The 15,323-nt window shown below is 32.4% G+C and carries 15 protein-coding genes and 1 other RNA gene; 6 read left to right on the forward strand and 10 right to left on the reverse strand.

From position 1 onward, the window contains the following. Positions 1–2: 2 nt before the first annotated feature. Genes nusB through Spiro2_RS00580 form a run of 3 tightly spaced genes read left to right on the forward strand, consistent with a single transcriptional unit; the run spans position 3 to position 1,617 of the window. Positions 3–455: a transcription antitermination factor NusB gene (nusB, locus tag Spiro2_RS00570; protein ID WP_338636366.1), complete on the forward strand. Its 453-nt coding sequence runs from the start codon at positions 3–5 to the stop codon at positions 453–455. 17 nt (positions 456–472) lie between these two features. Then, positions 473–1,210 carry a hypothetical protein gene (locus tag Spiro2_RS00575; protein ID WP_338636368.1) on the forward strand — a complete coding sequence of 246 codons (738 nt, stop codon included), beginning with the start codon at positions 473–475 and terminating at the stop codon, positions 1,208–1,210. Between the two features lie 17 nt (positions 1,211–1,227). Beyond that, positions 1,228–1,617, forward strand: a complete 390-nt coding sequence (locus Spiro2_RS00580; RefSeq protein ID WP_338636369.1) for a PilZ domain-containing protein — start codon at positions 1,228–1,230, stop codon at positions 1,615–1,617. 29 nt (positions 1,618–1,646) lie between these two features. Here the strand turns inward: Spiro2_RS00580 and Spiro2_RS00585 are convergent, their stop codons facing one another. The 3 genes from Spiro2_RS00585 to Spiro2_RS00595 all read right to left on the reverse strand — a co-directional run bounded on the left by Spiro2_RS00585 (position 1,647) and on the right by Spiro2_RS00595 (position 6,911). After that, on the reverse strand, positions 1,647–4,526 hold the full coding sequence (locus Spiro2_RS00585; protein WP_338636371.1) for a DEAD/DEAH box helicase: 2,880 nt from the start codon (positions 4,524–4,526) through the stop codon (positions 1,647–1,649). A gap of 82 nt (positions 4,527–4,608) precedes the next feature. Next, positions 4,609–6,150, reverse strand: a complete 1,542-nt coding sequence (locus Spiro2_RS00590) for a penicillin-binding transpeptidase domain-containing protein (protein WP_338636372.1) — start codon at positions 6,148–6,150, stop codon at positions 4,609–4,611. A 65-nt stretch (positions 6,151–6,215) separates the two neighbouring features. Next, complete coding sequence (locus Spiro2_RS00595; protein ID WP_338636373.1) at positions 6,216–6,911, reverse strand: hypothetical protein; 696 nt, start codon at positions 6,909–6,911, stop codon at positions 6,216–6,218. 113 nt (positions 6,912–7,024) lie between these two features. Here Spiro2_RS00595 and Spiro2_RS00600 point away from each other — a divergent pair, with 113 nt between their 5' ends. The 3 genes from Spiro2_RS00600 to Spiro2_RS00610 all read left to right on the forward strand — a co-directional run bounded on the left by Spiro2_RS00600 (position 7,025) and on the right by Spiro2_RS00610 (position 9,048). After that, on the forward strand, positions 7,025–7,465 hold the full coding sequence (locus tag Spiro2_RS00600) for a bactofilin family protein (RefSeq protein ID WP_338636375.1): 441 nt from the start codon (positions 7,025–7,027) through the stop codon (positions 7,463–7,465). A gap of 49 nt (positions 7,466–7,514) precedes the next feature. Further along, complete coding sequence (locus tag Spiro2_RS00605) at positions 7,515–8,012, forward strand: hypothetical protein (RefSeq protein WP_338636376.1); 498 nt, start codon at positions 7,515–7,517, stop codon at positions 8,010–8,012. 100 nt (positions 8,013–8,112) lie between these two features. Then, entirely contained in the window at positions 8,113–9,048 is a 936-nt protein-coding gene (locus Spiro2_RS00610) for a COX15/CtaA family protein (RefSeq protein ID WP_338636377.1), read from the forward strand. On the opposite strand, the gene Spiro2_RS00615 is transcribed toward Spiro2_RS00610, so the two are convergent. The 7 genes from Spiro2_RS00615 to rnpB all read right to left on the reverse strand — a co-directional run bounded on the left by Spiro2_RS00615 (position 9,039) and on the right by rnpB (position 15,219). Further along, a complete protein-coding gene (locus Spiro2_RS00615) occupies positions 9,039–9,377 on the reverse strand; it encodes a 2Fe-2S iron-sulfur cluster-binding protein (protein ID WP_338636378.1) in 339 nt (112 codons plus the stop codon). The two genes, Spiro2_RS00610 and Spiro2_RS00615, sit on opposite strands and share 10 nt — an antisense overlap. A gap of 15 nt (positions 9,378–9,392) precedes the next feature. Beyond that, complete coding sequence (locus Spiro2_RS00620; RefSeq protein WP_338636379.1) at positions 9,393–10,172, reverse strand: enoyl-CoA hydratase/isomerase family protein; 780 nt, start codon at positions 10,170–10,172, stop codon at positions 9,393–9,395. A gap of 85 nt (positions 10,173–10,257) precedes the next feature. Next, on the reverse strand, positions 10,258–11,364 hold the full coding sequence (locus Spiro2_RS00625; protein WP_338636380.1) for a DsbA family protein: 1,107 nt from the start codon (positions 11,362–11,364) through the stop codon (positions 10,258–10,260). Between the two features lie 77 nt (positions 11,365–11,441). Further along, positions 11,442–12,281, reverse strand: a complete 840-nt coding sequence (locus Spiro2_RS00630; RefSeq protein WP_338636381.1) for a hypothetical protein — start codon at positions 12,279–12,281, stop codon at positions 11,442–11,444. Between the two features lie 165 nt (positions 12,282–12,446). Next, positions 12,447–13,370: an Rpn family recombination-promoting nuclease/putative transposase gene (locus Spiro2_RS00635; protein ID WP_338636382.1), complete on the reverse strand. Its 924-nt coding sequence runs from the start codon at positions 13,368–13,370 to the stop codon at positions 12,447–12,449. A gap of 216 nt (positions 13,371–13,586) precedes the next feature. Beyond that, positions 13,587–14,825: a methionine adenosyltransferase gene (metK, locus tag Spiro2_RS00640; RefSeq protein ID WP_338636383.1), complete on the reverse strand. Its 1,239-nt coding sequence runs from the start codon at positions 14,823–14,825 to the stop codon at positions 13,587–13,589. 41 nt (positions 14,826–14,866) lie between these two features. Then, positions 14,867–15,219: RNase P RNA component class A (gene rnpB, locus Spiro2_RS00645), an RNA gene on the reverse strand. Positions 15,220–15,323: the final 104 nt, after the last annotated feature.

Here is a 15,323-nt window from a genome sequence, read left to right on the forward strand (position 1 = left end):
ATATGATTGATGGTGAAAATGGTTTAAAGTCTTCTGACTTTAAAAAAATAAGAAGACTTGCTGTACAATTTATTTATCAGCAAGATGTTAATCAGCAGTTTGTAATGCAAAAGCAGGTTTTGGATCAGTTTATGAAGCAGTTTGAAGTTCCTGATTATCAAAAGGAGTTTCTAATGTCTATTTTAAGTTCTTTGTTTCAGGCGCTTAGTAAAATAGATGAGCTTATCGAAAAAAACGCAAAAAATTGGAAAATTTCACGAATTGCCAGAGTTGATTTAGCGGTATTAAGAGTTGCGACAATAGAGCTTTTAGAGCGTCAAAGCACAGATGTTGGAGTGATAATTTCAGAAGCAGCATGTATTGCGCAAGAATATGGGGCTGCGAATTCGGCAGGATTTGTAAATGGAATTTTAGATGCAATTGCTAAAACAGTCAGGAAAAATGAATTAACCTGAAAAGGGTAAAGTATTTCATGAGAGAAATTCACTTATTAGAAAATAATGAAGCCTGTGCAAGGTTTTTACTTTTAAGAACTTCTCAAGGTTTTTTACCCGAAACTTTTTTAGGTATAGGTTCTTTTTCTAGCCAAATTCCAAAACAAGGAAGTGGAATTGCGCTTTATTCTACTCCTTCTTTTTTTGAACATGAGTTAGCAGATAGTATTGTTCATGGTCATTTTTCTGTTTTTGAAAAAGAATCAATATTGTTGCAAACATCAATGGGGCTTGGAAATAATATTCCAATTTCTAGGTGGTATTTGATTGGGCAGCATTTAAGTATATTTAATACTTCAAATATTGATGTAAAAAATTATTTACCTACAACAGAGCTTTGTAACGTTAAAAGTCCAGAAGAATTTATGCAAGTGTATCTAGGATATTTGTTTCCTCATATACAAGAGGTAAGAGCACAAACTATTCTTATGCTATTTGATGTGAAAATGTTTTGTGATTATGTATCAAACTTTTTCTCATGGCTTTCTAATAAATTAAAGAGTCCAAAAATTATTGAAAATATTGTTTCTTTATCTAATTTAGAGTTACAATATAAATTAACTTCAGAATTATTATGGTATTTGTCTGATTCTGTTCTGCATCCTTGTATTGCTGTATATCCATCAACTCGTACATGTTTTCAAGGTTTGGTTAGTTCCGCCAGAAAAATAAGGATACAAGGCCATCTTTCAGACGATCTTCTTTTTAAGCTATAGAAAAGTGTTGATTTAGTATGACTAAAAGTAGCAAAGATAAAAGAAAATCGATTAGACATGAAGTTGAATTAGTAGTTTCTATTAGTATAAATCAAAAAATTGTTGCAAAAAACAACGTGTTTAAAAATTTATCTGAGTCGGGTTGTTTAGTTTCTATTAGTAATAAATATAATTTTAAAGTTGGAGATAAGGTAACGGTTTTGTTTGAAGATGAGCTGTTGATTAATGATCTAGTGTTTGAGCCTATTGAAGCAGTTGTAAGGCATATTACTACTAACGAGCTTGTTGCCTTGGTTGGTTTTGAATTTATAAATGTAAGTCTCAAAAATAAAAAAACAATAAAAAGTATAATTGACAATAAATTTTTAATAAAAAAATTTCCAAAAGCATGGCAAATTTCAAGATAATTTAATTTTCATAATAAAATAAAAAAATTTTAAAAATCATAAACTTCAAAGCTATCTTCTTCTTGTATGTCTAAATCCAAACTATCTGTAGGCGCTTTAAGTAACTGCAAGAGGTCATCCCGAGATAAATGTTTAAATACTTCTTCATCTTGTTCAACAAATCTTTCAAAAATACTTTTTTTGCGACTAATAATTTCATCAATTCTTTCTTCTAATGTTCCTTTTGTGATTAATTTATAAACTTGTACGTTTCGAGTTTGTCCTATTCTGTGAATTCTATCAGTAGCTTGGTTTTCTTTTGCGGCATTCCACCACCTATCAAAGTGAATCACAACGCTTGCCGCTGTGAGATCAATTCCTGTGCCTCCAGCGAGTAAAGAACCAATAAAAACTTTTACATCATTATTTTCTTGAAATTCTCTAACAATATTTCCACGATTAACAGATTGACCTGTTAAGATTACATGTTTAATTCCTTGTAAATTTAATCTTTCAGAAAGTTTATTAACCATTTTTGCATATTGTGAAAACACAACAACCTTTTGTTCGCTTTCTATCGCTTCGCTTAGTAACTCGTCAAATAAGTGAAGTTTACCGCTTCCTACAGCACCGTATTGAGGATCTATCAAACTAGGATCATTACAAATTTGTTTTAGCAAACTGATTAAGCTAAAAATATGAATATATGGTATAGGGTTTTTGTCATTTTGTAGATCATCAATAAGTTTTTTACCTTTTAAATTTAAGGCTTCAGTATAAAGTTTTTTCTGTGAAGGATTTAAGTGGCAATAACGTATGTCTTCAACTTTATCTGGTAGATCTCTCAGTACATCAATTTTATTTCGTCTCATTTTAAAAGGATGAATTAAGCGATGAAGTTCGATGTCTGCTAATGGGTCTATTTTTTCTGTATTTGGAAGGTATCTTTTTTTAAAGTCATTGTCGGTACCTAAATATTTTGGTGCAATGTAATCAAAAAGATTTTTTAGTTCCATTAAATCGTTTTCGAGAGGAGTTCCTGTTAAGCATAAACGCATGTTACTGTTTATTTTACATGCAGCTTTGTAAGTTCTGGTACTTTGATTTTTTACTAGATGAGCTTCGTCTAAGATAACTAAATTCCATTTAAATTGCATGATTAAATTAATATCTCTTAGTAATATGCCATAGCTTGTAACAAATGCGTAATGATGATCTTTATTATTGTTTATTTTGTTTAAATGATTTTTTCTAAGCGAGCCATGAAAACAAATGCTATTAATCTTAGGAATATATTTGTGCATTTTATCGAGCCAATGATCAATAACACTTGTTGGGCAAACGATTAAAGTTATTGAGCTTGCCTCGCTCTCACTTATTCCAGAAATTAAGCCCATTGCTTGGTGAGTTTTGCCTAAACCCATTTCATCTGCAAGCAATCCGCCAAGTTGATTATTATATAACCACCATAACCATTTTAAACCATCTTCTTGATAGGGTCTTAACTTTAAATTTGTTTCTTTAAGAACAGGAATTTGTAAATTTTCTCTTGAAATAAGACCAGATCGAATTTTTTGAATAAATGCTTTTTTGCCTTTTACTTTGCTATTTGCACCAAACTGTTCATGAAATTTAATAAATTCAAGGGTAGAAAGTTTAATTTGTCCATCGTCTTGAATTTTATTTTTTAACCAATCTATTTCTGAAGTGATTTTTATGAACCCTTTTTCGGTTTCAAGAAACTGTTTTCCTTCTGCTCTTGCTTTAAGAATTTGCAATAAAGATCCCGAAGCCTGAGGCAAGTTTTTATCGTATTGCGCATCTGTTTGAGAATCAGATTTAAATTGCGCTTCTATTAATATGTCTCCATCAGAAGATTTATTTAATGTAAATTCAGGAACTGTTATTTTATCGTATACTTTAATTTTTGTTAAGTTATTACTTGTAATGACTTCAGCTGTTTCTTTAAGTCTTGAAAAATTATTTTCAAGCAAATTAGCTGCGGTATCACCTTCAACAATTCCAACCTTAGGGTACTCTTGCCATCTAGAAATTTGTGTAATATTGAGGTTGTCACAAAAAGGAATATAACCAATTTTTTTAAAGTAAATACCTACTTTACCATTGTGGTTGTGGTCTAAATCTGAAATCGTAATTTTTTTAAATAAATTATTTTCTTTAAAAATATCTATAAATTTTTCAATTTTAAACCGAGATTTTCCTGATAATGTAATATTAAAATATCTTTTAGCAGTATATTTGTGATCGATGAGTTGCAAAGCTTTAGGTGAAATTTTATTTAAATATTTAGAGTTAAATAAAATTTTGCAAGTATCATCAATGCTAAATCTGTAGTTTAGTTTTTTAGAAGCATCAATTTTTACTGTAACATTTAGCCAGGGCTCTTCTTTGTCGAGATCAATAGAGATAATTTCAATAGCAGATGAAAAAATATTTTCTAGATTATTACTTTCTATAATTTGTTTTGCATCATTAATGATGTCCCACTTTTCTTGAGGACTAAATGCAGAATTTTTATTATTAGAAGTATTTTGTTGCGTTGTTTTTTGAAAATTTATAGGACTTAAATGTAAGTCGGATCCTCCAGTACCTAAGTTCATTTTTTGCAAATAAGGAGCTTTTTCTTGATTGAGATAAATACAAAAGGCTGCAAGATGCGGGCATTTTTCTGCTCGTCTTCTATTTGCTTGGCAAGTGCATTCCATCCATTGAATAAATTTACCAAGAGAATGTATTTTTATTCTGACTTCGTAATTTTCTCCAATTCCAGCCTTAACTTTACAACTAATTAGTTCTCCATAAGCTTGAAAGTTATGGATTCCCCCAGATTTATAAATAGAAATTCCATTTTGCCAATTGCTGGCTTGGAATTGAGTAGACACAAAGTCAATAAAAGAGTGAGAAGTCATTTTTTTTCTGTCTAAAAGTTATTTTAATCTTAGTTTTAACTCTAAAGATTAATAAAATTAAAAAATAATTGTTAATGTGTTTTTAGTTGCTTCTACTAGCAACCCTACTATCGCTTTTTTCTAGTCTTAAGTAGTCGGCTAGTGTTGTTTGTGCAACAGAACTTGCACGAACAACCCAATTTTGTGGGCTGGCTACTACAGTACCGATGGCAATACTATTGGGGCTATTTAAAGGAGCAATTCCACTAAACCAAGTATACAATACGTCTCTGTTTTCTGGATCAAGAAGCGTGCCTGTTTTTCCTCCTATTTCATCTGCTTCTGCTCGAGTGCCTACTTTATGAAAAGTCCTACGGCTTGTTCCAGATGAAATTGTTGCCAGCATAAGTGTTTCAATCTTTGATGCAGTTTGAGGTGATACGATTCTTCCAATTTGAATTGACTTTGCTCTGTAAATCTCTTTTCCGTCTGAATTGTAAGCTGCTTCAACTATGTATGGAGCCATCATGATCCCTTGATTATTGATAGCGGCAGATAAAAGGGCGGCATGAATAGGGTTTAGGCGTGTTGCGCCAAACCCAGCTCCAGCCTCTGCGACTTCAAGTGGGGTTGCGGAATCAAGATCTGGTAGCAAAAACATACTAGTCTGCAATTTAATATCACTCGGGATAGGTTTATTAAACATAAATTTTTCAGCAAAAGATTTAAGCGAAGATAATCCTACATCATAAAGTGCAATTCGTGCAAACGCTGTATTGCAACTCGAGCCAAATGCCTTAGCAAATGTAATTTTTTGATTGTCGCGTACTGGGTCTGCTAGCCAATTGCCGTTTCTCAGATATCCACACCCACCACGAAATGAGATTAAATCATAAGGATTTAAGTTCTTTTTCTCTATTGCGGCGGATGCGGTGATAATTTTCATAAGACTTGCAGCAGGAGCTCTAGAACTCACAGAGTTTAAAGCATTTCTATTGCCACCATTTTGGCTTAAGGCTAAAACACGACCAGTTTTAGGTTCTATGATCGCTGTTGAACCATTAAGTATTTTTGACTGACTTAAATACTTTTCTGAAGCATCTTGAAGTTGTGGATCAATAGTTAATTCAAGCCTGTAACCTTTGTAAAAAGAATACACTTTTCCATTTCTAATAAAAAGTTTTGTGGCAACTTCGGGCCAATCAATTTGCCCAAAAGGCGTATTAAATGCAGTTCCATGATTATTTAGCGATTCTCTAGGATCTGTCATAGCTTTAACTTTAACTGTATTACTAGAAAATTTTTTGGGATTTATGATTGATGTTCCGGAGTAAGATGAAAACAAAACAGGCTGAGCTGTTACGTAAACTGTTTTAAAATCATTTCGAGCAAAACTGTTACTTTTTGATTTTCGTTTAGACGCGTAATTTTTCTTGTTTTTTGAGGTATTTTTTGATTTTTCATATTTATTTTTATAATATTTTTTTGATGCAGAGCTTTTGTTTTGATTTTGTTGAGAATAAAGTATTGTCACATCTTTAGCAGGAGCTGCATATAATTGAGGTATAAAAAAACAACTACTAATTACTAATTTAACTAAAAAATTTAAAGAGTTTCTATACAACTTCTTTGATAAAAAATCCATTATAGATTCCTCAAGTTCATTTTAGCGATTATATCACAGTATTAATCCATTTTGGATCTGTTTAGTTAAATGCTTAAATTATTTTTTGTTAGAATCCAACAATACAGTTTAAATACACAAAGCTTGTTGTTCAGTATAACTGGCATTAACCTTTCAGATTGGAATTGCCAAGAGCCTTGACCTTTAGCTTCCGTAATTTCCTGTTGATATCGTGAATTATCATCTTCAACAAGTATTTTCGGCATTTCAGAAAAAATTGAAAGAAATAAATTTGCATTAGTTGCAGAAATTTCTAAAATTTTTGAGAGAACTCGCTTTCTAATTTGATTTAATGTTAGTAATTGTAGCGGAAATTCTAATTTTTGAAAACTGCCAATAACTGTTTTTCCCAATGGAAACAATGTCTTATCTAGATTGTCTTTATCTTCGTTTTGATAAATTAACGAATCATCAATGATTGGTGTTTCTAATACCTCTATTCTGGGTAGTGCCTGAGAAGGGATAAACCAAGAAATGTAAGCTAAAGGAATTGATGTATAATATCCTTTACTTGCCTGTCCTTCGTGGGGATAAATAGGGAATAAAATTGGTAATTTTAAATTTTTTGTCTCTGGAGTTGGGCAATAGCAGTTACCGTAATTCTTTCTTGGTCTGATTAAACTATTTTTAAACACCAATTCTAGCCTATCTAATTGAATTCTTTGCATTTGTGGTAATTTATTCCAAATTTGAATTGCGGCAATTCGTGCAATATTTGTCATTTGATTGTCCTAATACAAATTGTTACCTAACTGATTTTGTAAATACCTAGAATAATTTCATAATACGGGAATAAAAAATAATTTAAAACGTAACCTCATTGTTTGGAGTGTAAATGTTTTCAAAAGCTAAAGAAACCAAAGTTTTATCATCATTTCAAAGTATTGAAACTGTTAATAAAAAATATAAGGGAGTGCCGTTTTCATTATTAGGAAGCCAAACCTCTTTTCAAGGAAAAGTAATATTAAAAGGAGAAGCGCGCCTTGCAGGCCAAATAGAAGGTACAATCATTTCTGAAGATGTTTTAATATTAGAAGAACCTGCTTTAATTAAAGGTGAAATTCAGGGAGTTATTGTTGAAGTGAGCGGTGTGTTTGAAGGAAAATTGCATGCTTCAGATCTTTTGAGACTGACTTCAACAGCGCGAGTAGAAGGTGATATTGCGGCCTATAGGCTGATTGTCGAAGAAGGGGCAAAACTCATTGGAAAAATTGCGAGTTTAGAGCCGCCACGTCATTTAAAAGATGAAATTCCTTTAACTATAGTTTCTTCATAGTTTAAGATTTTTGGGGTATTTTTAATTCTTTGTTTATAGGGCTGTAATTTTGAGTTCAGATAAATCGGCAACAAAAGATTCGATTAAAGAATTATACAATGAATCAAAACATAGAATTCGACTTGTTTTGTCGATGTTTGGTCGCTATGAGCCAGAAAAACCTAACCCAATTCCCGATGATAAAACTTTTGCAACAATTTCAAATCTTATTAATAGTATAATGAGTGCAACACAGTTTGAATCAGAAAATCAATATAGAAATGCAATAGTAGAAATATCAAATTGGTTGAATTGTGCTTTTAATAAAGATTATTTAACTCAAAATGCATCATTGTATCCAAATCCTTTGTATGCAGTGAGAAAAGGGGCTGAGGTACTGCATTCTTTATTGCATAGAGACTTAAGACGAAAACAATTTTCTTCTGAAGAAGATCAAATGTATAGAAATTTTTTAACTTTAATATCAAAATTACCAGATCCAAGAAATAAAAAATTAAATCAAGATAATGTTGATGATATGATTGATAATCTTTTAAAAACAAGCTAAAAAAATTTAATATTCTCTTTAAATTGATTTTATATTTTTTTTCCAATAATATATCTTTTGTTTTTTTGATTATTTCTATTTATTTTATTTGGAAGTAAAAATGTTAAATTTAAAAAATTATTCTAAGTATGCATGGTTTTTTCTTGTATTTAATTTTTACACAATTTTAGGTGGAGCCTATGTTCGGGCTACAGGTTCTGGAGCTGGTTGTGGCGAACATTGGCCCTTGTGCAATGGAGAAGTTGTTCCTAATTTTTCTACTATGCATACAGTTGTTGAATATACTCATCGTATTTCAAGTGGATTTGTTGCAATTGGAGCTATTGTTTTACTTATTTGGGCGATTAAAATAACTCGTAAAAAAGATCCTGTAAGAATATCAGCAATAGTTGCATTTTTATTTGTTGTTTTTGAAGCTTTATTAGGTGCTGGTTTGGTATTATTTGGGTTGGTTGCAGATAACTCTTCTGTTACGAGAGCTATTGTGATGTCGCTGCACCTTGTTGGAACTTTTATTCTTATTGCATCAATTGCTTTAACCGCTGCATGGTCTTCTGGTTTTCCTAAACCTAAATTTAACTTTAAGGTTAAAAAAATTGTTCCTTTTATAATTTTAATTACTGGTATGTTTATTGTGGGTATATCTGGAGCAATAACTGCATTAGGTGATACTTTGTTTCGTCCTAAATATTTAGGAGAAGGTCTTATTCAAGATTTAACTCAAGCCGATCACTTTTTAAAATCATTAAGAGTTTATCATCCTGTTTTTGCAGTTTTAATTTCTTTTTATGCAATAGTATTTGCATGGAAATATACAAAAAATAATTCTTCAAAAATATTAAAAAAAATAACTTTACTAATAACTATTATATTTCCTACACAAATTGTATTAGGATTTGTTAATATTTTATTGCTAGCTCCTACCTGGGCACAAATGATACATTTATTATTAGCAGATTTGGCTTGGGTATTTTGTATTTTGTTGTGTAGTCAAATATTAACAGAAAAAAATAATTTTAAAAAACTTTACCAGTAATCAGCCTGAACAACAATGTCATCATAAACCCTGCAAAGACATGCTAAACGTTCTTGCGGGTTTTTTTGGTTTTTTGATAATGTTTCTTTTTCAAATGATGTTTGATTTGATGTGGATTCATTGTTATTAGAAACAATTTTAATATTGCATGCGCCACAAACTCCAACACCAGAACATGCTGATCCAATAGGAAAACCTCTTTTTCTAATAAAAACCCATAAAATTGAACCTGATTTCATTTTAAATTCGTCAATTTTATCGCCACTTTTATTAATAAGGGTTACATTAACTGTGTTTGATAATTTATTTAAATTATTAATATCATTCATTTTGTAACTTTCAATTTAAATAAAATTAGGAGTTCTTTTTTCTATAAACGCCTTAATACCTTCTTTCGATTCTTGATTAGTAAATAATTTACCAAATTCTCTTGATTCTAAAGAACAGCCCATCTCAAAATTAAGTTGCAATCCTTGCTGAATAACTTTTTTTGCAGTTTTAATTGCAGTTGGACTGTTTTTTATGATTTTAACAGAAAATTCTTCTGTAAAGTTATTTAATTCGTTGTGAGGTGTTACATAACTGATAAGTCCGCAATTTAATGCGTGCTCTGCAGTATATTTTTTTGCAGATGCAATCCATTCTATTGATTTAGCAGGTCCAATTTTTCGAGATAGTCTTTGGGTGCCTGCAAAACCAGGTATAAGACCTAGCGTTACTTCAGGAAAACCAAAAATTGCTTTTTCTGATGCAATAATAAAATCACAAGCTAAAGCGAGTTCTAGTCCGCCGCCTAACGCAAAACCTTGAACTTTTGCAATTACAATTTGCGGTAAATTTTCTAAAAGTAACATTGTTTGAGATCCTAGTTTTGAAAAATTTTCTCCTTCAATGTTAGTTTTAAAGTCTTGCATTTCCTTAATATCAGCGCCTGCGACAAAAGATTTATCCCCAGCACCAGAAACAATGACAACATCAATATTTGTGTTTTCTTTTAAATTTAAACAGTGATTTTGTAGTTCTTGTAACACTTGTTTATTTAATGAATTTAATTGACTTGGTCTGTTAATTTGTAAATTTGCAATTCTGTCTTTAAATTCTAAGGAGGTGAAGTTTTCTTGCATCAATATACTCCATAATAAAAAAAGCCATGAGCGCACTAACCCATGACTTTTTACTCTATTATAAATAAACTATCAAATTTTGCTATTATTTAGCGAGTTCACTATTAATAATTTTTTCAAAGTCTGATTTTGGAACAGCTCCCATAAGTTGTATACCATTTACATAAAAAGCAGGTGTTGCATTTATTCCAAGACTTTGGCCATATTCCATATCAGCGTATATTTTATCAAGCATAGCTTTGTCTTTTCTACATTTATTAAACTCTTCAAGATTTAATCCAAATTTTTGTGCTAATTGTACATAAAGCTGTTCGTTTAATTTTTTATGATTTTCAAATAACGCTCCATGCATTTGCCAGTATTTATCTTGTTTCGCAGCGCATTCTGCTGCTAATGCAGAAGGAATTGCTTCAGGATGCATTTGGGCAAGAGGAAAATTTTTAAAAACAAGGCGTACTTTGCCTTTATATTTTTTTAATATTTCTTCAATAACTGGCTCTGCTGTTGCGCAGAATGGGCATTGAAAATCTGCAAATTCAACAATTGTTATTGGTGCATTTGCAGTCCCTTTTGATGGTGCATTTGATGTATCAACATTTATTCTAACAGACTCTGGTTTTGCAGCTCCTGTTACTTCTATATCACCATCAGAAATTGCTTTTGCAATAATGGAACGATAGTAGTTGCTGATACCTTGATTTTGTAAATATGGCTTTACAAGCGCTTCTTGTTGTTCGGGAGATTTGCCTTTTAGTTGCGGATTTTCTCCATTTTCTTTTATAAATTGCTTAACTTGAGCTTGAGAAACTCCAGAAAATTCTTGAATAAATATTTTCTCTGCATCATTCACATTAGAAATATTTTTCTTTTTCATATATTCTTTAATACGATTATCAAAAAATCTTTTGGCTAATATATTTTCTATCGCTTTGTAAGATTGATTTTCTGCGTCATATAATGCTTGGCGTTCTTGAGGATTGAGATCGCTACGTTTTAAAGTTGTGTTATTAAATTTGCCAAGAACGTCGCTCTTATTATTGGATGAGATCGCTTTTTCAAGTTTTTCGGTAGCATTTTGCGTGACAGGCAAATTATTTGTAATTTTTTTGTAATCATGAAAAAATAGTGGTATTGTGCCAACTATTGCTGCACAAACAAAAATACCGCCTATAATAAACTTTCCCTTGGACATAAAAACACTCCTTATAAACGCATAAAAAACCCCTCTCAGTCTTCTTATGCACTTTAGAAGGGCGGATCAAGTTCGGCTTACATATTTTGCACAGTTTTTATGTTTTCAGCAAGCTCCTTTGAATATCGACTTTCCTCTATTTTTCCGTCAAGATTTGGCAGAGACTGCGCTTTTTTAAAAAAATCTAATGCTTCAGAATTTAAACCTTGCTTCTTTTTTAGAATGCCAAGGTACATTGTATTCACTCTAAAATTTGGGCAGGTTTCTATTGCTTTTAAAAAATATTCGTTTGCAATTTTTTTGTCTCCAAAAGAGATGAGACCTCCTGGTACTTCTTGGTAATAGCGGCCAAGTATGCGAAGAGGACCGCACCAATGGTATTTTGCATCAATTTTTGCTGCTTCAAGCAAAGCGTCTCTTCCTGGTTTTGCATTTTTAAGGGCAGTAAAAATTCCTTTTTCTAAACCATACGATCCTAAATTAATTGCGTACCAATAAAAACCTTCTACTCTTGAAGGATTGAGCTCTTTTGCTTTTATCCCTAAGTTGTATCCGTATTGAAGTAAGCTGAGTTTTTCGTCTTTTGTTGTTTGTTCTGGTAAAATAAAGTTTGCATTAAAATATACTAATCGCGCTACTTTCCAGTTAATATTAAAATTTTCTGGTAAAACAGGTTGGTTTTTTAAAAAATTTACAATCTCAGATTTTCCAGTTGAGGATTGTCTATTTTCCCATAATTTATCAAGAAAAGCTTCTTCTACTTTAGTTTCTTCTTTTGCCGTTAATGCAACTGTTTGTGGAGAATTCATAGTATCTGCATCTGATGCAAAAGAAGAATTTGGAATCAAGATAAAGTTTGCAATAAGAGCGAATGTGGACAAACAAAAATTTCTTTTAAGAAAAGAGCTTGCTTTCATATAACCTCCTAATTTGAATAATAAACATCAACTAAAGAGGTTATATTTTTTAGTCGCTTAAGTAAATTATAATAGGGTATTTAATCAACTTTTTGCTAAAATGATTGAACACTCCAGATAAACTCATTGAGACAAATTAATATGGAACTGAAGGTGAAGATATTTTTAAAGATTTTCAATTTCTTCTTGAGAGAGTTTAGTGACTTTAATAATACTCATCATTGGAAAATCACTAGCTTTCATTGTTTTTGCGATTTCAATCATATTTTCACGCTTACCAATTTCAATGCCTTCGGCCTTACCGATTTCAATGCCTTCGGCCTTGCCGATTTGAATGCCTTCGACTTTACCTTTAACTTCACCTTCAGTTTTTGCATCATCAAGTTGTGAAATAGTATCCAGCAAGTATTTTAAACGTTGGGTGTAAGCAATTCTTTCTGCGGGGTTATGACTCAAAAAATAGAGAGTCTCTTTTGCTTGTTCAAATAATCTGTCTTGCATTGCGAGTTCCTCTAAAACTTTTTTTTCTGGTGCTTGAAAGAAAAGTAACCATTTTTCAAGCCTTGTCATACTGCCATTATACATACCTTTAGGCATTTTGGGTATAATTAAATAATGAATTTCTAAGTCTGGTGCTAGAACTTCGTGAGTGTCGACATCCAAACCAGACAACATTCTATGATAGCTATTGTTTTCTGGGAAGAGGTCAAAATTTATCAAATTAATGCAAACACAGCGCTTTAAGCCTTTGTAGTGTTCGCCCAGGGATATTTGCTCAACATACAGCCTGCTCCAATAAAACAAATTTCTTTTTATATAATGTTTTTGAGGAGTAACCTGAACCTCAATATTAATTTGACTACCATCGTCAAGCTCAGCGCGCACATCTAAAATACATTCTTTGCCATTAGCAATGTCTTTTGAGAGTTCTGTATTTAAGAAAGTAACAGATTTCACCAGTTTTTCGTTTTTATCTGCAAAAACACTATTCACAAAATCTATAAAAAGTTCTTTTTTTTCGCCAAAAATTTTTTTGAATATGGAATCAACCTTGGGGTCTAAAATATCAACAGATTCGGTTTGAATCATAAAAATCCTCTAACAATGAACAGGTAATTTTTAACTTTTCTTACAGTTACAGTTTGCTAAATGCAAAGACAACTGTGGCAAACTTCAAGCGTTGATTGCGCTCAAAGCTCACCAATATAATTGTAATAGAGGTAGTACTCAAGTGTATGGATGAAGAAAAATGGGAGGATAAAATATTTTAAAAATCAAAAATTTTTTAATATTTGAGGACACACTCTAGAGAAGTTTTTTTAATTCAGAAACTTTGTCTAATTTTTCCCAAGGAAAATGTTGGCGTCCAAAATGCCCGTAAGATGCTGTTTGATGATAAGTGAATCCATTTTTGTGCGGATATAAAAGATCAAAAGTTTTAACAATCCCAGAAGGAGTCATATCAAAAGTTTTTAACACAGCATCTTCTATTTTAGAACGGCTAATTTTTTCTGTGCCATAGGTATTAACGTTAACGCTAACAGGTTTTGCCACTCCAATTGCATATGCAATTTGGACAAGAGCTTTGTCTGCTAAACCGGCTGCAACAATATTTTTTGCAATGTAGCGTCCCATATATGCTGCTGAGCGATCAACTTTAGAAGGGTCTTTTCCGGAGAATGCGCCTCCTCCATGTGCACCATGGCCACCATAAGTATCAACAATAATTTTACGTCCAGTAAGACCGCAGTCTCCTTGAGGACCACCAATTACAAAGTTACCTGTTGGGTTGATATGATATTTTGTATTTGCATCAAGTAAGTTGGAAGGAATTGTTTTTTTAATGATGTTTTCAATCACAAACTGACGGATGGTTTCTTGTGATACATCTTTAGTGTGCATTGTGCTAACAACAACTGTATCAACTCGATTCATTTTACCGTTAACATATTCAACAGTCACTTGTGATTTTGCATCGGGACGTAACCAATTTACTTGATTTTCTTTTCTAGCTTTAGAAAGGTTACGTAAAATTGAGTGTGCATATTGTACGGTTGCTGGCATGTATTCAGGAGTTTCGTTAGTCGCGTAACCAAACATCATTCCCTGATCGCCTGCGCCTTGTTCTTTGTGGAGACCTTCTCCCTCATTGACGCCTTGAGCAATGTCTGGTGATTGTTGATCAACGGCAACAATCACTCCACAGCTTCTGTATTCAAAGCCGTTGTCAGGATCTTCATAGCCAACTTCTTTAATAACTTCCCGCGCTATGTCAGAATAATTTTTCATCTTGCGGTTTAATTTTTTTTCGTTTGTGCTCACTGTTTCTGGGTTAACAGAAATTTCGCCAGCAATCACAACTAAGCCTGTTTTGCATAAAGCTTCGCAAGCAACGCGAGCTCTAGGATCAAACGAAAGTAGTTCATCAAGAATGCCATCAGAAATTTGATCGGCAACTTTATCAGGATGGCCTTCACTTACGCTTTCGGACGTAAAATAAGTGATTTCGGAAGAAGAATAAACATTGGGCGAGCGTTGAAACATATTGTATTTCCTTTCATATCAACCGCTGCAAAAATAAAAATAAATTCGGGCAATCCATAAGCCGGATTCTGTTTAAAACTACAATTTCTCTTGCTGTTACGTTACCATAACAATCCTTGCAGCCAACCCGGATGTTAAATGAGCCGAGCAAGCTCTCCACCCCTATTTGGCTTTGCTTCGAATGGGGTTTGCCACACTGTCTGTTACCAGAACAATCTGTGAGCTCTTACCTCACAATTTCACCATTGCCAGTTTTGCAACTTAGGCTGTTTGTTTTCTGTTGCACTTTCCGTCGAGTTACCCCGCCTGGCCGTTAGCCAGCATTCTGCTCTATGAAGTCCGGACTTTCCTCACTCTTGCTTGATGCAAGTTGCGCTGTAGTTGAATTACCCGAACTGAAACAAATAATGCCTCTTAAGTGGCAAAGCAAGAGTGTTTCGACTTTTTTTAAAGCCAAAGAAAATTTTTTAGAAAAAATTATGATTTTATTAAGTTACT

It is taken from the genome of Spirobacillus cienkowskii, assembly GCF_037081835.1.
In the GTDB taxonomy this organism is placed as follows: domain Bacteria; phylum Bdellovibrionota_B; class Oligoflexia; order Silvanigrellales; family Silvanigrellaceae; genus Silvanigrella; species Silvanigrella cienkowskii.